General features: G+C 37.8%; 22 protein-coding genes and 1 pseudogene. 22 read left to right on the top strand and 1 reads right to left on the bottom strand.

Annotated elements, in window-relative coordinates; translation table 11 throughout:
• Window position 1 precedes the first annotated feature (1 nt).
• The 17 genes from secY (at window position 2) to rpsI (ending at window position 11440) form a co-directional block, all read left to right on the top strand.
• The gene (gene secY, locus BHF69_RS10125; RefSeq protein ID WP_075671192.1) at window positions 2–1318 is read left to right on the top strand and encodes a preprotein translocase subunit SecY; all 1317 of its coding nucleotides are present in this window, start codon (window positions 2–4) and stop codon (window positions 1316–1318) included.
• A 70-nt stretch (window positions 1319–1388) separates the two neighbouring features.
• Window positions 1389–2027: an adenylate kinase gene (locus tag BHF69_RS10120; RefSeq protein ID WP_075671190.1), complete on the top strand. Its 639-nt coding sequence runs from the start codon at window positions 1389–1391 to the stop codon at window positions 2025–2027.
• 3 nt (window positions 2028–2030) lie between these two features.
• Entirely contained in the window at window positions 2031–2786 is a 756-nt protein-coding gene (gene map / locus BHF69_RS10115) for a type I methionyl aminopeptidase (protein ID WP_075671188.1), read from the top strand.
• 14 nt (window positions 2787–2800) lie between these two features.
• Window positions 2801–3067: a hypothetical protein gene (locus BHF69_RS10110; RefSeq protein ID WP_075671186.1), complete on the top strand. Its 267-nt coding sequence runs from the start codon at window positions 2801–2803 to the stop codon at window positions 3065–3067.
• Window positions 3068–3104: 37 nt separating this feature from the next.
• A complete protein-coding gene (gene infA, locus BHF69_RS10105; RefSeq protein WP_075671184.1) occupies window positions 3105–3323 on the top strand; it encodes a translation initiation factor IF-1 in 219 nt (72 codons plus the stop codon).
• An 82-nt stretch (window positions 3324–3405) separates the two neighbouring features.
• Window positions 3406–3519 (top strand): 50S ribosomal protein L36, encoded by a 114-nt coding sequence (gene rpmJ, locus BHF69_RS10100; protein WP_021915989.1) that lies wholly within the window; start codon window positions 3406–3408, stop codon window positions 3517–3519.
• A gap of 274 nt (window positions 3520–3793) precedes the next feature.
• Entirely contained in the window at window positions 3794–4162 is a 369-nt protein-coding gene (gene rpsM, locus BHF69_RS10095) for a 30S ribosomal protein S13 (protein WP_075671182.1), read from the top strand.
• 42 nt (window positions 4163–4204) lie between these two features.
• Window positions 4205–4600, top strand: coding sequence for a 30S ribosomal protein S11 (gene rpsK, locus BHF69_RS10090; protein WP_075671180.1), 396 nt, complete (start codon window positions 4205–4207; stop codon window positions 4598–4600).
• 18 nt (window positions 4601–4618) lie between these two features.
• A complete protein-coding gene (gene rpsD, locus BHF69_RS10085) occupies window positions 4619–5212 on the top strand; it encodes a 30S ribosomal protein S4 (protein ID WP_075671178.1) in 594 nt (197 codons plus the stop codon).
• Window positions 5213–5351: 139 nt separating this feature from the next.
• The gene (locus tag BHF69_RS10080) at window positions 5352–6311 is read left to right on the top strand and encodes a DNA-directed RNA polymerase subunit alpha (protein WP_075671176.1); all 960 of its coding nucleotides are present in this window, start codon (window positions 5352–5354) and stop codon (window positions 6309–6311) included.
• A gap of 72 nt (window positions 6312–6383) precedes the next feature.
• Window positions 6384–6920: a bL17 family ribosomal protein gene (locus tag BHF69_RS10075; RefSeq protein WP_075671174.1), complete on the top strand. Its 537-nt coding sequence runs from the start codon at window positions 6384–6386 to the stop codon at window positions 6918–6920.
• Window positions 6921–7121: 201 nt separating this feature from the next.
• Window positions 7122–7973, top strand: coding sequence for an energy-coupling factor transporter ATPase (locus BHF69_RS10070; protein ID WP_075671172.1), 852 nt, complete (start codon window positions 7122–7124; stop codon window positions 7971–7973).
• Window positions 7958–8815 (top strand): energy-coupling factor transporter ATPase, encoded by an 858-nt coding sequence (locus BHF69_RS10065; RefSeq protein ID WP_075671170.1) that lies wholly within the window; start codon window positions 7958–7960, stop codon window positions 8813–8815. Before BHF69_RS10070 ends, BHF69_RS10065 begins: the two co-directional genes overlap by 16 nt.
• Entirely contained in the window at window positions 8812–9612 is an 801-nt protein-coding gene (locus BHF69_RS10060) for an energy-coupling factor transporter transmembrane component T family protein (protein WP_075671168.1), read from the top strand. Before BHF69_RS10065 ends, BHF69_RS10060 begins: the two co-directional genes overlap by 4 nt.
• Window positions 9613–9629: 17 nt before the next feature.
• A complete protein-coding gene (truA, locus tag BHF69_RS10055) occupies window positions 9630–10367 on the top strand; it encodes a tRNA pseudouridine(38-40) synthase TruA (RefSeq protein ID WP_075671166.1) in 738 nt (245 codons plus the stop codon).
• Between the two features lie 224 nt (window positions 10368–10591).
• Window positions 10592–11026 (top strand): 50S ribosomal protein L13, encoded by a 435-nt coding sequence (gene rplM, locus BHF69_RS10050; protein WP_075671164.1) that lies wholly within the window; start codon window positions 10592–10594, stop codon window positions 11024–11026.
• Window positions 11027–11044: 18 nt separating this feature from the next.
• Window positions 11045–11440, top strand: coding sequence for a 30S ribosomal protein S9 (rpsI, locus tag BHF69_RS10045; protein WP_075671162.1), 396 nt, complete (start codon window positions 11045–11047; stop codon window positions 11438–11440).
• Between the two features lie 326 nt (window positions 11441–11766).
• Here rpsI and BHF69_RS10040 read toward each other — a convergent pair whose 3' ends face one another.
• Window positions 11767–12546, bottom strand: a complete 780-nt coding sequence (locus BHF69_RS10040; protein WP_143249527.1) for an ATPase — start codon at window positions 12544–12546, stop codon at window positions 11767–11769.
• Window positions 12547–12751: 205 nt separating this feature from the next.
• Between BHF69_RS10040 and BHF69_RS10035 the strand changes: the two genes are divergently transcribed.
• From BHF69_RS10035 to BHF69_RS10015, 5 genes and pseudogenes are all read left to right on the top strand, one after another.
• Window positions 12752–13210, top strand: coding sequence for a ferritin-like domain-containing protein (locus BHF69_RS10035; RefSeq protein ID WP_075671158.1), 459 nt, complete (start codon window positions 12752–12754; stop codon window positions 13208–13210).
• 151 nt (window positions 13211–13361) lie between these two features.
• A pseudogene (locus BHF69_RS10030) lies at window positions 13362–14928 on the top strand (IS1182 family transposase).
• Between the two features lie 10 nt (window positions 14929–14938).
• Entirely contained in the window at window positions 14939–15379 is a 441-nt protein-coding gene (locus BHF69_RS13820; RefSeq protein WP_083651229.1) for a hypothetical protein, read from the top strand.
• Window positions 15380–15412: 33 nt separating this feature from the next.
• Window positions 15413–16744: an MATE family efflux transporter gene (locus BHF69_RS10020; protein ID WP_075671156.1), complete on the top strand. Its 1332-nt coding sequence runs from the start codon at window positions 15413–15415 to the stop codon at window positions 16742–16744.
• Window positions 16745–17025: 281 nt separating this feature from the next.
• Window positions 17026–17877 carry a C40 family peptidase gene (locus BHF69_RS10015; RefSeq protein WP_075671154.1) on the top strand — a complete coding sequence of 284 codons (852 nt, stop codon included), beginning with the start codon at window positions 17026–17028 and terminating at the stop codon, window positions 17875–17877.
• Window positions 17878–18232 lie beyond the last annotated feature (355 nt).

Here is an 18232-nt window from a genome sequence, read left to right as displayed (position 1 = left end):
TATGTCTAATACGCTAGTGAAGGCTCTGAAGACTAAAGAATTTAGGAAGAAATTTCTGTTTACTGTGTTCGCAGTGGCAGTGGTTCGTCTGGGCTGTCAATTACCGATTCCGTGTATTGACAGCGCTCAGGTGAGCGCGTATCTGCAGAGTACATTAGGAGATTCATTTAACTTAATGAATTCATTTACAGGTGGTTCTTTCTTATCTATGTCAATCTTTGCTTTGAATGTTACACCATATATTACGGCATCTATTATTATGCAGCTTCTGACCATTGCGATTCCTGCATTGGAGGAAATGCATCGAGATGGTGAAGATGGCCGTAAGAGAATGAATAAGATTACCAGATATTTAACCGTAGTTCTGGGCTTGATCGAGAGTGGAAGTATGGCCATTGCATTTGCAAAGCAGGGTACCTTAGGAGCTGACTATAATGCGTTATCTATCATTACTATGATCGTTGCCTTGACATCAGGGGCAGTATTAGTAATGTGGCTAGGGGAAAGAATCACAGAAAGCGGTATTGGTAATGGAATTTCCATTATCCTGTTAGTCAATATTGTCTCAAGAATGCCAAACGATTTTTATGTCCTTTATGAACAGTTCATGAAAGGCAAACAAATCGGACCAGCATTGATTGCGGGAGTAATTATCGCAGGAGTTGTTATATTTACGACAGTCTTTGTCATTATTTTAAGTGATGGAGAACGTCATATACCAATTCAGTATTCAAAAAAAATTCAGGGAAGAAAGATGGTTGGAGGTCAATCCACCCATATTCCGTTAAAAGTTAACACAGCCGGTGTTATCCCAATTATTTTTGCATCATCAATCTTACAATTTCCATTGATCATTCAAAATCTGTTTCATTATCAGAATAATGGAGTGATCGGAAAGATACTAGTTAGTTTAAGCTCATCTTCATGGTTTGATATGGATCATCCAGCAAGATCAGCAGGTCTTGTTGTGTATATTCTGTTAGTAATATTATTTGCTTATTTTTATACATCCATTACATTCAATCCAATTGAAGTGTCAAATAACATGAAGAAGCAAGGGGGATTTATTCCAGGTATCCGTCCAGGAAAACCAACACAGGAATATTTAAACCGTCTGCTTAGCTATATTATTTTCATTGGTGCAGCTGGTTTAGTAATTGTGGCAGTTATTCCATTTTTCTTTAATGGAGTATTCAGTGCCAACGTTTCATTTGGAGGAACATCATTGATTATCGTTGTTGGTGTTATCCTTGAAACGAAAAAGCAAATTGAATCTCAAATCCTCGTACGTAAATATACAGGATTTTTAAATGATTAATGCATAAACACTAAGCTGTAGGAGTCCTACAGCTTATTTGTGCATATAGGGAAGTAGGAGGAACTTTTAAATGAAAATAATTATGTTGGGTGCCCCTGGCGCAGGAAAGGGAACACAGGCAAAGATGATTTCCGAGAAATATGGAATCCCTCATATTTCTACGGGTGATATTTTTAGAGCAAATATTAAAAACGGAACAGAACTTGGTAAAAAAGCAAAAAGCTATATGGACCAGGGACTGTTAGTTCCAGATGAATTGGTCGTTGATCTGGTTGTGGACCGTGTTCAGAAGGAAGACTGTAAGGAAGGCTATATCCTGGATGGTTTTCCACGTACCATCCCACAGGCAGAAGCGTTAGATGCGGCACTGGGCGAGGATAAAATTGATTATGCATTGGACATTGAAGTTCCAGATGATCATATTATTAAACGTATGTCAGGGAGAAGAGCATGTGTAGGATGCGGAGCTACCTATCATCTTGTTTATAACCCTACGAAGACAGAGGGCGTATGTGATGTATGTGGCGAAAAACTGATCTTACGTGACGATGATAAACCAGAAACTGTTCAGAAACGTTTAGATGTTTATCATGAACAGACCCAGCCATTGATCGACTACTATAAAAAGGCAGGATGCCTGGTAGAAATGGATGGTACACTTGATATTAATGTAGTATTTGAAAATGTTGTAAAGATTTTAGGTGCATAGAATATGGCAGTAACGATCAAATCCGAAAGAGAAATTGAATTAATGAGAGAGGCTGGAAGAATTCTTGCTATTACCCATGAGGAGCTTGGCAAGGCCATAAAGCCTGGGATGTCCACATTGGATATTGACCGACTGGGTGAGGAGATTATAAGGAGCTACGGCTGCATTCCTTCTTTTTTAAACTATCAGGGCTATCCGGCATCCATTTGCGTATCGGTAAATGATGAAGTAGTACATGGTATTCCAACAAAGGATCATATCATCGACGAAGGTGATATTGTCAGCCTGGATGCAGGGGTGATCTATAAAGGGTATCATTCGGATGCAGCCCGGACCCATGCAGTTGGAGAAATATCCAAAGAGGCCAGTAAACTGATAGAAGTAACCAAAGAAAGCTTTTTTGAAGGTTTAAAATATGCAAAAGAGGGCAATCATTTATTTGATATCTCAAGAGCGATTCAAAAGTATGTAGAGGCCAATGGATTTTCGGTTGTTCGAGATCTTGTAGGACATGGAATCGGAAGCAATCTTCATGAGGCTCCGGAAATTCCAAATTTTGCGGGAAGAAGAAAAGGAATGAAATTAAAGGCAGGAATGACCCTTGCAATCGAGCCGATGGTAAATGCAGGTCATTATGATGTATGCTGGCTGGACGATGACTGGACAGTCGTTACTGCAGACGGAAGCTTGTCTGCACATTATGAAAATACAGTATTGATTACAGAAGACGGATATGAAATCTTATCTCTGACAAAATAGAGAAGGCAGGAAAGATGGATTATAAAATTGGTTATTATGCAGTATCAAAGGCAGGACATGATAAAGGCAAGACTTATATCATATGGAACGCCGATGATGAATATGTATATTTGGTAAATGGTATTACAAAAAAGATCGACGAGCCAAAAAAGAAGAAGAAAAGACATGTTCAGATTCAATGCTGCATGGACGATGAGGTAAAACAGAAACTAAATAATAATTGTAAGATTACAGACGATGATATAAATGAAGCGCTGGATCGGCATCTGCACAAAAAGTAGGTGCCATGCAGGCTTCTGCATCTAAGGAGGATTATATATGGCAAAATCAGAAGCAATTGAAATCGAAGGCGTAGTATTAGAAAAACTTCCAAACGCAATGTTCAAAGTAGAAATTGAAGGTGGACATATCGTATTGGCTCACATTAGTGGGAAATTAAGAATGAACTACATTAAGATTTTACCTGGTGATAAGGTAACACTGGCATTATCTCCATACGATCTGACAAAGGGAAGAATTATCTGGAGAGATAAATAAAAAAATTTGAAAAAAATCTTGATATCCAGGATTTTATATGATATACTTGAATCCGAACGTTTTTGGGAAAGGAGAGAGTGAAGTGAAGGTAAGAGCATCAGTAAAACCAATCTGCGAAAAATGCAAAGTAATTAAGAGAAAAGGCTCAATTAGAATTATTTGCGAAAACCCAAAACACAAACAAAGACAAGGATAATGAACAATATTTTCATATTGTAGATAAAAGCAATATCCTTGCTTTTGTTGTGTAATTTATTCATGTTTAATTATTTTTAACATAGGCGGCTGCAGTGTGAACCACCGGGAGGTGTTGTTCGTGCTGATATTATATAAAAATGAATGAAACAAAACACTGTTAAAGAATGAGATACGTATGACATTTCACCGTACGCGGATACGTAGATTGTTGCTTTAATCTAAATGAATCATTATTATTATTGAATTTTTAATTTAATTTTGGAGGAAAAAACATGGCTCGTATTTCAGGTGTCGATTTACCAAGAGATAAACGTGTAGAAATCGGACTTACTTATATTTATGGTATTGGTCTTACAAGTTCTAGACGTATTTTATCAGAAGCAAATGTTAGCCTTGATACACGTGTTCGTGATTTAACAGATGACGAAGTAAAAAGAATCAGTGCTGTCATCAACGAAACACAGGTAGTAGAAGGTGATTTACGTAGAGAAATCGCTATGAACATTAAGCGATTAAAAGAAATTGGATGTTATAGAGGAAAACGTCATAGAAGTGGTCTTCCAGTTCGTGGACAGAAAACTAAGACAAACGCTAGAACTCGTAAGGGTCCAAAACGTACAGTAGCAAACAAGAAGAAATAGTTTATAGATAAATGAAGTATACCTTATAGGAGGTTAGAGTTAATGGCAAAGAAAGTTACTAAAAAAGTGACAAAAAAACGTGTGAAGAAAAATGTTCAGCATGGACAGGCTCACATTCAGTCATCTTTTAACAATACAATCGTTACATTAACTGATGCTGAAGGAAATGCTCTTTCTTGGGCAAGTGCAGGTGGATTAGGATTTAGAGGTTCTAGAAAATCTACACCATATGCAGCTCAGATGGCTGCTGAAACTGCAACAAAAGCAGCATTAGTACATGGTTTAAAAACAGTAGACGTTATGGTTAAGGGACCAGGATCAGGAAGAGAAGCTGCTATCAGAGCTCTTCAGGCTTGTGGTTTGGAAGTAGTCAGCATCAAGGATGTGACTCCAGTTCCTCACAACGGATGTCGTCCACCAAAACGTAGAAGAGTATAATCAGGAGGTTTGTAAAGAATGGCAGTAGATAGAACTCCCGTCTTAAAGAGATGTAGATCTTTAGCTTTAGATCCAGTTTATTTAGGAATTGATAAAAAATCTAATAGAAATGCACATAGATCCAATAGAAAATTAAGCGAATATGGTTTACAGCTTCGCGAAAAACAGAAAGCAAAATTCATCTATGGTGTATTAGAAAAACCTTTCAGAAACTACTATGCAAAAGCTGATAAAATGCGCGGCTTAACAGGTCCTAACTTAATGACATTATTAGAATTAAGATTAGACAACGTTATGTTCCGTTTAGGATATGGTAGAACAAGAAAAGAATGTAGACAGATCGTTGACCACAAACATGTATTAGTAAATGGTAAGACAGTTAATATCCCATCTTACCAGGTAAAAGTTGGCGATGTGATCGAAATCAAAGAAAAACACAAAGGTTCTCAGAGATATAAAGATATCTTGGAAGTAACAGATGGAAGATTAGTTCCAGCTTGGTTAGAAGCTGATCACGAAAACTTAAAAGGTATCGTGAAAGAAGTACCAACAAGAGAAGAAATCGACGTACCAGTTAACGAAACACTCATCGTCGAATTATATTCTAAATAATAAAAAATTAATCGTAACAGTTGGCAGAAGTTTCTTCTGTCGGCTGTTCGGTTTTGTGACTATACCAAAACTGCCCTGGGCAGTTTTTCTGGTAATGTAACACCCTCAATAACACTGAAACCCACAAGGAGGGCCGGGAATGTTTGAATTTGAAAAACCAAGAATTGAGATTGTTGAAATTTCCGAAGATAATCGTTATGGACGTTTTGTTGTAGAACCATTAGAAAGAGGATACGGTACAACATTGGGTAATTCTTTAAGAAGAATTATGCTGTCATCTTTACCAGGTGCAGCAGTAAGTGCTGTAAAGATCAAAGGCGTTTTACATGAATTTAGTTCCATTCCAGGCGTAAAAGAAGATGTGACTGAGATCATCATGAACATCAAAGAATTAGCTATTAAGAATAATAGCACTTCTAATGAACCAAAAACAGCATATATTGAATTCTCTGGTGAAGGTGTCGTAACGGCAGGGGACATTAACGTAGACAGTGATATCGAAATCTTAAATCCGGATCTGGTAATTGCTACTTTAAGCGGCGGACTGGACAGCAGATTAGACATGGAACTTACCATTACAAATGGTCGTGGATATGTAGGTGCTGACAAAGGAAAACGCGAAGATGCTTCTATCGATGAGATTGCAGTAGATGCTATCTATACACCAGTAGAGCGTGTCAACTTAATGGTTGAGAATACACGTGTAGGCCAGATTACAGATTACGATAAATTAACTTTAGATGTTTTCTCAAATGGTACATTATCTCCAGATGAAGCAGTTAGTTTAGCAGCAAAAGTACTTTGCGAACATCTGAACCTTTTTGTAGACCTTTCTGAAAATGCAAAATCTGCAGAGGTTATGGTAGAAAAAGAAGATGATGAAAAAGAAAAAGTATTGGAAATGAACATTGATGAATTAGAATTATCTGTTCGTTCTTATAACTGCTTAAAGAGAGCTGGAATCAATACAGTGGAAGAATTAACAAACAAAACTCCTGAAGATATGATGAAGGTTCGTAACTTAGGACGCAAATCATTAGAAGAAGTTTTAGCAAAATTGAAAGAATTAGGTTTATCCTTAAATTCTAGCGAAGAATAATAGATACAATATAGACCCGCTTAAGCCGAAGGTCTAAGTAAGCAAAGCGAAAAATCATAGGAGGTCAATACAATGGCAAAATACAGAAAATTAGGAAGAACATCTTCTCAGAGAAAAGCATTATTACGTGGACAGGTAACAAGCTTAATCTACAATGGTAAGATTATTACAACAGAAGCAAGAGCAAAAGAAGTTCGTAAAATTGCTGAAGGCTTAATCGCATTAGCAGTAAAAGAAAAAGATAACTTTGAAACAGTTACAGTTGACGCTAAAGTTGCTAAGAAAGATGCAGCTGGTAAGAGAGTGAAAGAAGTTGTAGATGGTAAGAAAGTTACTGTATACGAAACTGTTCAGAAAGAAATCAAGAAAGATCAGCCTTCTCGTTTACATGCAAGAAGACAGATGTTAAAAGTTTTATACCCTGTAACTGAAGTTCCTGAAGCTGCAGCTGGTAGAAAAGCAAATACAAAGAAAGTAGACTTAACACAGAAATTATTCGATGAATATGCACCAAAATATGCTGGACGTAACGGTGGTTATACAAGAATCGTTAAAATTGGTCAGCGTAAAGGTGACGCAGCTATGGAAGTTCTTCTTGAATTAGTATAAGCTGTTATATAATTAAGAAAAATCAAGAGTCATGGAAAAGTATTTATATTTTTCCATGGCTTTTTCTTTTTATTACAAATTTCTTATGCAACAAAAGCGTTTCGAAGAAGGCGACATTTCATAAGCGACTTGGCAAAGCTGGCAAGGTTATGCTATACTTGATTACTAGGAAACTGAAGTTTCAGATATGAGGTAAAAGAAATGAGTATCGTTCAAATAAAAGATTTGGTCCATCGCTATTTTCGGAAGGATGACGATGGCAATGTAATAGAAACTATAGAAGCCATTGCAGGTGTAAATATGGAAGTAGAAGCAGGGCAGTTTATTGCAGTTCTGGGGCATAATGGTTCTGGAAAATCTTCTCTTGCCAAGCATATAAATGGTTTACTTCAGCCAGCTCAAGGGACTGTCTACGTGAAGGGAATGCGTACGGATGATGAGTCCAGCATCTGGGACATTCGGCAGAATGCAGGAATTGTATTGCAGAATCCGGATAATCAGATTATTGGCAATATCGTAGAAGAGGATGTGGCCTTTGGACCGGAGAATATTGGAGTACCTACAGAAGATATTTGGCGCAGAGTGGCAGAAAGTCTGGAAGCGGTAGGGATGATGGCTTACCGTATGTCTTCTCCCAATCATCTTTCTGGCGGTCAGAAGCAGAGAATTGCCATTGCAGGCATTCTGGCCATGGAACCAGAATGCATTATCCTGGATGAACCTACAGCCATGCTGGATCCAAAAGGAAGAGAAGATGTTATTAAGACCATCCATGAATTGAATCGGGAAAAAGGAATTACCATTATTCTGATTACGCATAAGATGGATGAAGTAATCGACGCAGATAAAGTGTTTGTTATGGATCATGGCAAAGTTGTCATGAGCGGGACACCGGTGGAGATATTCTCTCAGGTAGAAACGGTAAAATCCTATGGACTTGAGGTTCCTCATGCAGCAAGCATGGCATATGAGCTGCGGAAAGAAGGAATTCCTCTGCCAGAGACAATTATGACAAAAGAGGAATTGGTGGAAGCATTATGTCAATTAAATTAGAAAATATTAGTTATCAATATCGGGATTCCAGTCGGAGAAAGGCCCTTTCTAATGTAAGTTTAGAAATTAAACCGGGAGAGTTTATTGGAATCGTTGGTCATACAGGATCAGGAAAATCAACTCTGATTCAACATTTGAATGGCCTGTTAAAGCCAGATGAAGGGAAAGTATTATTTGATGGAAGCGATATCTATCAAGAAGGATATTCCTTAAAAGAATTAAGAGGAAAGGTGGGATTGTCCTTCCAATATCCAGAGCATCAGCTTTTTGAAGTAACGGTTTTTGAGGATGTTTGTTTCGGCCCAAAGAATCTGGGACTTTCTCAGGAGGAAGTGAAGGGGAGAGCCAGGGAGGCGCTCCAGATGGTGGGAATGGACGAGAAATACTATGAGAAATCTCCATTTGAATTGTCTGGGGGACAGAAACGTCGTGTCGCCATTGCTGGAATTCTTGCCATGCATCCACAATATTTTATCCTGGATGAGCCAACTGCTGGCCTGGATCCCATCGGAAGGGATAAAATCCTGGAATTATTAAAACGGCTTCATGAAAATCAGGGTATCACAATTATTTTGGTGTCTCATTCTATGGAAGAGATTGCTAACTATGTGGATCGAATTCTGGTTATGGACCAGGGTTGTTTGCTCTATGATGATGTGCCAAAGGAAGTTTTTAAGCATAAAGAAAAATTAGAGGAAATTGGGCTGGCAGTTCCATTTTATATGTATTTGATGGAGGACTTAAGAGAGCGGGGATTCTTTGAGGAAGAAGTAACCGCAATTACGCTGAAAGAAGCAGAAGATCAGATTCTAAAAGTGCTGAAGAGGAAACAGACATTATGATAAGAGAAATTACACTTGGACAATATTATAAAGGAAATTCCTTCCTCCATCGCTTAGATCCAAGAACGAAGGTGGCTGGAACAGTCCTGTATATTATTTCGTTATTTATTGGGAAATCCATAGCAGCTTACCTTTTGGCAGGGGTATTTCTGGCGGTTATGGTTAAAATTTCAACGGTTCCTTTCTCTTATATGGTAAGAGGATTAAAAGCAGTATTTACGATTTTGATTTTTTCCGTTGTATTGAATATGTTCTTTATTCCAGGGGAAGTCATCGTTGATTTTGGATTTTGTGATATTTCACGCGAAGGTCTTCAGACGGCTGTTTTTATGGCAATTCGTCTGGTATTCTTGATTCTTGGTTCTTCTTTGATGACATTGACTACAACTCCGAATCAGTTGACAGATGGCATGGAGAAGCTGTTAAAGCCTCTTAAGAAGCTAAAGATACCAGTACATGAGATATCCATGATGATGGCTATTGCTTTGCGATTTATTCCTATCTTAACAGAGGAGCTGGATAAGATTATGAAAGCGCAGATGGCAAGAGGAGCCGAATTTGATCAGGGAAACCTGATACAGAAGGTGAAAAGCGTAGTGCCGATTCTGGTGCCGCTGTTCGTATCTGCAGTTCGTCGAGCCAATGATCTGGCCATGGCGATGGAATCCCGTTGTTATCATGGCGGGGAAGGAAGAACGAAGATGAAGCCGCTGATTTATGAACAAAGGGATTATATCGCATATGCCATTGTAGGAATATATCTGGCAGTTATGATTGGCATGCGTGTGATACGATAGATAACAGGAGATAGAGGATGAAGCGTTTTAAATTAGTCGTTGCATATGATGGAACACATTATTGTGGCTGGCAGAGTCAGCCAAATGGAGTGACAGTGGAAGGTGTACTCAATCAGAAGCTCAGAGAACTGTTGAAAGAGGATATACAAGTCATTGGAGCCAGTCGAACAGATTCAGGCGTTCATGCATTGGGAAATGTAGCGGTTTTTGATTCAGAGACAACGATTCCAGGCGAGAAGCTAAGTTATGCATTAAACCAACGGCTTCCTAAGGATATCGTGGTACAGCATTCCTGTCAGGTGGCAGATGATTTTCATCCAAGACATTGTGATAGCCGAAAAACCTATGAATATCAGATTTATAATGCCCAATTCGAAAATCCGTTGTATAGCCGATACAGCCATTTTGTTTTTATTCCCCTCAGGATTGAAGCGATGCAAAAGGCTGCGGAGATTATCAAAGGGGAACATGATTTTAAAAGTTTTTGTTCTTCCAGAGGACAGCAATTGACAACGGTGAGAACGGTTTATGATCTGGATGTGACGAAGGAAGGATCTATGGTGAAGATCCGTGTTTCTGGCAACGGATTCTTATACAATATGGTAAGGATTATTGTAGGGACGCTGATTAAAGTAGGCTTAGGTGTATATCCGCCGGAATATGTTCAGGAGATCTTGGATGCAAAGGACCGGACGAAAGCAGGGCCGAAGGTACCGGCGAAGGGACTGAAATTGATTGGAATAGAATATTTGTAATTAGTGTAAATACCTATTGACATTTTGACTTTTCAATCATAAAATCATTGACACACGGGGAACAGTGTTATATAATATTAAACTGTGACAAGTACGAACAATATCAAGCCACAGCCCCGGCGGGATATTTTCAATATACAAAAATCCGAAGGGCATTGGATGGAGAATGCCTGGATGGGATTCTATGAACTATTATTTGATTAACAATTTAAGGAGGAACAACCATGAAAAGTTTTATGGCTAGCCCATCAACAATTAACAGAGAATGGTATGTAGTTGACGCTACAGGACATACATTAGGACGTTTAGCTTCTGAAGTTGCAAAAATCTTAAGAGGTAAAAACAAACCAATTTATACACCACACATCGATACAGGTGATTATGTAGTAATCATCAATGCTGATAAAATCAAAGTAACAGGTAAGAAGATGGATCAGAAGATTTATTATCATCACTCTGATTACGTTGGTGGTATGAAAGAAACAACTTTAAGAGAAAAAATGGCGAAAAAGCCAGAAGACGTTATCTACCTTGCAGTAAAAGGTATGCTTCCAAAAGGTCCTTTAGGAAGATCTATGATCAAGAAACTTCACGTTTATGCTGGACCAGAACACAAACAGCAGGCTCAGCAGCCAAAAGCATTAGAAATCAAATACTAATATAAGGAGGACAATACAGTGGCTACAACAAAATTTTACGGAACTGGTAGAAGAAAAAGCAGTGTTGCAAGAGTATATTTAGTACCTGGTACAGGTAAAATCACGATCAACAAAAGAGACATCGATGATTTCTTTGGATTAGAAACATTAAAAGTAGTAGTACGTCAGCCATTAGTTGCTACTGATACTTTAGATAAATATGACGTTTTAGTAAACGTAAAAGGTGGCGGATTTACAGGACAGGCTGGAGCTATCAGACATGGTATCTCTAGAGCATTATTAGAAGTAGATTCTGATGCTTACCGTCCAATCCTTAAAAAAGCTGGTTACTTAACACGTGATCCACGTATGAAAGAACGTAAGAAATATGGTTTAAAAGCTGCACGTCGTGCACCACAGTTCTCAAAGAGATAATTTCTTACAGAGAATATTTGCAACATACCCCGGAAAATCAAGGTTTTCCGGGGTTTTCTTATATTAGGATTTTACAGAGCATAAATCCTATTGGAAAATGGCCGCATTTAGAGAAAAAAGAGTTTTACGACCAAAAAGTCATTGTTCCAAAGGGAAAAAGGCAAAAATGGTCGTAAAAAATGGAAAAATAATAAAAACAGCCAAGAAAGTAGAGAATAGTGGTCGTTTTTAAGAAATAAGAATATTTTACGACCAAAAAGTAAGTTAAAATAAGAAAATGGTTCTCTAAATGGACGTAAGATGAAAAAAAAGAGAAAAACGCCCAATTATGAAAAAAAGAATTCAATTTTATTTTCAATGACATCAAGATTTAGTGGATGATTTGTTGTTTCATATGTGGTAATCAAGTTGAAGTCAGGTAGGATGTTATGGTTATTATAAATTTGTAATTTTTCAAAAGTTTTTTTTGAATAGTTAAGATTGTTCATCATACCAAAATGTTCCCAGTAAAAAGTTTTTCCGGATTTTGGGTGACGAATGGTGAAATCAGGATAAAAAGCAATTCCACTTAATAGAAGCTGACATTCGTATCGAAATGGTAATTGATGCTGGAATAATGCCATATCAATTAGTAATTCAGATTTTGAACGAACGAGATGTCCAGATGGACTCTTTAGTGTCGCATATTCTGGATGATGTGGATTATGCTCATATGTCATCTTAGACCAATTGGATAGCTCTTGATCGAGAGATTGGAAATAAGGAGATAATAATTCTGTATAAAGTGGATTTTTAAGTAAAGAAGAGGATTTTCCATTTCGTAGTGGGGGAGATTTTAGGTACTTATCAATTGACTTTATTTCTTGAGTTAAATCATGGATTCGTAATAAGGCATATTTTCGATAAGCTAATTTTTCTGCTAGTTTTCGATTTTTCTTAGGAATGGTTACTTGATTTCCATTTAAGGTTTGGATCCATTTAGAATAAGAGCCATTCTTACAAATGAAAAAGGATTCCGTAGGTAGCATGGTAATCTCTTGTTCCAAAGTGTGTATTTCCTGCAGATATGTGTTTCTTAAGAGGATGAGTTTGTGACGATACATCATAGATACCTCCTTTACTTGAAATGATTGGAATAAAATGTAAAAAATGAAATATTGATAATAATATACCATACGAAACCTCAAAAATTCAAGGAAAAGACAGTAATGGTTTATAATAAAATAGACTTACAATAACTGAGATAGTATAAAATCTTCCAATTTAGTTCATAATACTTCTATCAAATTATTTGAAAAGAGGTAGAGTTACATGGTATTAAACGAAAAAGAAACAATGGTGCTCAGAGAGTTGCAGACACAGGAGCAAAACTGTATGGACAAATATAAGAAATATAGTGGAGAAGCCAAGGACCCAGTGTTAAAAGATCTGTTTATGGAACTGCATAAGAGTGAAAAACAGCATCACGATTCTCTTAAACAGGTACTTTCCGGAAGTGTACCGACTTGCAATTGTAATGACACCAGTGGAAGAGATTATCATCCAAAAGCCACCTATAGTGGAATGGGAGAGTCTCAGGATAAAAAGGATGATTGCTTTTTGGCGACCGATTGTATTGGCACAGAAAAAATGGTATCTTCAGAATATAACGGAGATGTTTTTCGATTTGACAATTCTGCTGTTCGAAAGTTATTAGCAGATATTCAGGTGGAAGAGCAAAATCATGCAGAAATGCTTTATAAATACAAAGTAGCCAATGGCATGGTCTAAAACCGATGGCAGTAAAATAAAATGAAAAAAAGTGCAGTCTTTGTGAAAAGACTGTGCAGACTGTAGACAAAGTCCCGGCGAAAGCCGGGCTTTTCTATGTTTACGACCGTTTTTCTGATATAATTGAAATATCAGAAAGGCGGTGTTTTTTATGATGACAAAAAATGCAGACAAAAAAAGGGAACAGATGATGATGTTCTGTATGGATGACATGGTTCCTCAAAACCATATGCTGCGTTTGATTGATAAAGCCATCGACTGGACTTTTATCTATGATCTTGTAGAAGAAAAATACTGTTCTGATAATGGAAGACCCAGCATGGATCCTGTTATGCTGATCAAAATTCCTTTTATTCAATACCTTTATGGAATTAAAAGTATGAGACAGACTATCAAGGAGATTGAAGTAAACGTTGCTTACAGATGGTTCCTTGGATTAGACATGATGGATCCGGTACCACATTTTTCAACCTTTGGAAAAAACTATACACGCCGTTTTAAGGACACAGATCTTTGCAAAAATATTGGAAGACTGCATGAAATTTAAACTGGTGGACACCGATCAGATCTTTGTGGATTCCACTCATGTGAAAGCATGTGCAAACAGCAAAAAAATGCGAAAAAGAGTTGCACAGGAACAGGCCCTTTGGTATGAAGAGAAACTACAGAAGGAAATATCCAGGGATCGTGAAGCGCATGGGAAAAAGCCTTTGAAAGAAAAAGACAAAAATGATCCCCCATCCGGCAGCGGGAGCGGTGATAATACAAAGGAAGAAGAAATTCCAGAAGGAATTAAAACGCAGAAATGCAGTATCAGTGATCCGGAAAGCGGCTGGTTTCGTAAAGGCGAGCATAAACATGTTTTTGCCTATGCAGTGGAAACAGCTTGTGATAAACATGGCTGGATCCTGGGATACAGCATTCATCCGGGGAATGAACATGACAGCCGGACATTCAAAACACTTTATGACAAGATAAAGATCTATTCACCGGCTATGATCATAGCAGATGCCGGTTATCGTACACCAGCAATCGCCCATGAGTTGTTAGAAGATGGTATCGAGCCGCTGTTCCCATACAAAAGGCCAATGACAAAGGAAGGTTTTTTCCGAAAATATGAGTATGTATATGATGAGTATTATGACTGCTATATATGTCCGGAAAACCATATATTATCCTATCATACGACAAACAGGGAGGGTTATAGGGAATACGTAAGCTGCGGAGAAATATGTGCCAGTTGTCCAAATCTTCATAGATGTACGGAAAGCAAAGAACATATAAAAGTGATCACCCGCCATGTGTGGGAAGAATATATGGAGAAAGCAGAGGACATCAGGCATACACTTGGCAATAAACAGATATATGACTTAAGAAAGGAGACAATCGAGAGGATTTTCGGAACAGCCAAAGAGCAGCATGGATTTCGTTATACACAATACATAGGAAAAGCCCGGATGGAGATGAAAGCGGGGCTTACTTTTGCATGTATGAACCTGAAAAAACTGGCCAGGATACTGGCCAAAAGGGAAGAAAGAATCTCAACCATCCATAATATTTGGCGGTTATTAAAAGAAAAGTCATTTTTCAAAGAAAAGTGGTGCTGGAGATTATCTCCAGCACAAACTTTGTCTACAGTCTGTGCAGTCTTTGTGAAAAGACTGTGCTTTTTATGTTATAATAAATCGCTAAGTTATGAAATTACAAAATGGTTTTAGGAGGTTATGTATGAAAAACAATAATACAACAGCAATGAAAAAAAGACTGATTACTCTTGTGGTTTTGTTTATTATCGCCGTTTTTGGCTCTCAGGCGGGAAATATTCCCTTTTTATCCAACCTGATCGGTGATACATCTGTAGAGCAGACAACAGAAGATAAGAACGAAAAAAAGGTAGAGATTACGTATACCTTCCGTTCTGAAGAAAATCTGGAAGGACATTTTGAAAAGCACGGAGATGAATTCGGATATGACACAAAGGAAGAATATCTGGAAGGGGCTAATCGTGTGATTCAGTCTAAGGATGTGCTGCATAAGTATGAAGAAGAGGATGGAGATGATGTCTATTATCTGGAGAAAAGCAATGAAATCGTTATTGTATCCACAGACGGACACATCCGTACATATTTTAAGCCAAGTGATGGAAAAGATTATTACGATAGACAGTAATGACTGTGGAAAAGAGAAATGGAGTAAAGGAACATGAACAAAGATTTAACTGTGGGGGACCCCCAGAGAATATTATGGAGATATTCACTTCCTTTGTTTGGAAGCGTAATTTTTCAGCAGCTATATAACATTGCAGATAGTTTGGTGGTAGGAAAGTTTGTTGGTGAGAATGCACTGGCAGCAGTGGGAAACTCCTATGAGATTACATTGATTTATCTGGCATTTGCGGTCGGATGTAATATTGGATGCTCGGTCATTATTTCCCAGTTGTTTGGAGCAAAAAAAATCTGGGAATTAAAGACAGCTGTATCCACAGCGTTGATTGCAAGCGGTGTATTATGTTTTGCATTAATGATATTTGGATTTTTTTGTACGCCTGCATTGTTAAAAGTGATACATACACCAACTGGAATCTTTGCAGATTCTCTCTTATATTTAAAAATTTATACGGCGGGACTGCTTTTTCTGTTCTATTATAACATTGCAACAGGAATCTTCTCTGCATTGGGGGATTCTAAGACGCCGTTTTATCTGTTGGCCGTTTCCTCTGTTTCTAATGTAATTGTAGATTATCTGTTTGTAACAGCATTAGGAATGGGAGTGGATGGAGTCGCATGGGCGACCTTTCTTTGTCAGGGAGTAAGCTGCATCTTATCATTGGTCATTTTACTGAAAAGAATAGGAAAGATGCCTATAGAACAAAGGATGGTATGGTTCTCCTATGATATTTTGATCAAGATTTCCAGGATTGCAGTACCTAGTATCTTACAGCAGAGCTTTATATCCATTGGAAATATTCTGATTCAAAGTGTCATAAATGGATTTGGACCTGCCGTCATTGCGGGATATTCTGCTGCGATCAAGTTAAACAATCTGGTGATTACATCCTTTACCACGCTGGGAAATGGAATGTCCAGTTATATTTCTCAAAATCTTGGTGCCAGGAAAATGGATAGGATCAGTCCCGGCTATCGTGCAGGATTAAAGATGGTATATATTATGTCAGTCCCGATTATTATTTTATATTTGACGGCAAGTAAACCGCTGATGTTGCTCTTTATGGATGAAGGAACAGGTGCAGCCGTTCAGACGGGAATGCAGATTCTTCGCATTATCGTACCATTCTATGTTGTGGTTGCCACAAAGCTGATTACGGATGGAGTGTTAAGAGGAGCTCAAGCCATGCGCCAGTTTATGACAGCTACATTTACAGATCTGATTCTTAGGGTTGTACTTGCTTTTGTCTTCTCCAGATTCTTTGGATCTGTTGGAATCTGGTGTGCATGGCCGATTGGATGGAGCATCGCAACGTGTATGTCTGTATATTTTTATCGAAAACCCGGAGTGGTTCGCGCACAGGGATAAATTTTTCTTAAAATGAAAAAAATGTTGACTTTCCCCTTTATGGAAGGTGTTTAATGAGGATACAAGGTTTCAGAAGATGGGAAAAAGTCTTCTGAAGCCAAAAGTATGGAACAGCAGTAAAATATAAAGCATAACCCCAAATATTCTGGAAAATAGTTACGGAATTATTACGAATGTTCACGAAAAAGTGCAAAATACTGTTACAAAATACATTTACAAAGATTAATTCTTGTGATAATATATTAAATGTTGGAGTGAGGGACAGTAAAAAAGGAGTAATTATGAAGAAAAATTTATTTTCTAGAGTATTATCAATTGTATTGTGTTTTATTTTATTCGCAGGGGTTTTAGTAATTGCAGATCAGCAGGAAGTCAGTGCAGCATATACAAGATATGTAACCGTTGACTTTTTAAATATTAGAAAAAGCGCATCTGCTTCTTCTTCCATTCTTGGAAAATATTACTGGAAGGATGAAGTAACCTGCGTTGGAACAAAGGATTCCTGGACAAAGGTTTCTTTTGATGGACAGAAAGGTTATGTTAAGACAGAATATCTTTCTAAGGATATGCCAGTTGTTACATATAAGAGTGCATATACAAGATATGTAAAAGAAAGTATTAAGATTAGAAAGACACCTTCTACCGGTTCTACATCCTTAGGAAGCTATAGCAGAGGGAATAAGATCAAATGTTACGGTACAAGTGGAAACTGGACAGTTGTAAAGAAAGATGGTGAAGAAGGCTTCGTATTAACAAAATACTTATCCAAAAGTGAAATTAAAGTGACAAAAGGTGAAGAAGTGGCAAATTATGCTCTTAAGTTTGTAGGAAATCCATATGTATATGGTGGTACAAGCTTAACAAAGGGAGCTGATTGCTCTGGGTTTACACAGTCTGTATATAAGCACTTTGGATATAACATTCCAAGAACTTCTGGAGATCAGAGAAGTGCTGGTACAAAGGTAAGTTGGTCTAATAAAAAGCCTGGCGATTTGATTTGCTATTATGGTCATGTGGCAATCTATATTGGAAATAATACGGTTGTTCATGCTAGCAGTAAAAAAACAGGAATTAAGACAACTTCTCCTGCAAACTACCGTGAAGTAGCATGCGTTAGAAGAATTGTAAAATAATAAATAGTTCACAAATAAATGGGGTAAAAGAAATCATGTACGATGTATGTGGTTTCTTTTTTTGTAATCTGCTAAATGCGGGTTTTCTGGAATACAGATGCAAGCGATGAGAACGGAATGATTCCAGCCGGCAATCAGGTTTCCAGAGCTTAACAATCCCTAACATGCTTTGCGTTTTTGCCACTCGCCACAGCCGCTTCGCTTTTAGCGCTCTCGTGGTAGGGACCGGACGAAAATCTTATATGCCGCCCATCCGCAAATGATTCTTAAGCAAGCTTTTCCTCATTTGCTCTGATGGGCGGCAGAAAGCGTTGCTTTCTGCAAAGATTTTCTGACAGAGAGCAAACCATGTAAG

Origin of the sequence: Anaerostipes sp. 992a (assembly GCF_001940245.1) — a bacterium.
GTDB lineage: Bacteria > Bacillota > Clostridia > Lachnospirales > Lachnospiraceae > Fimousia.
The sequence above is the reverse complement of the archived record's forward strand: the minus strand, read 5'-3'. Positions and strand labels throughout refer to the sequence as shown.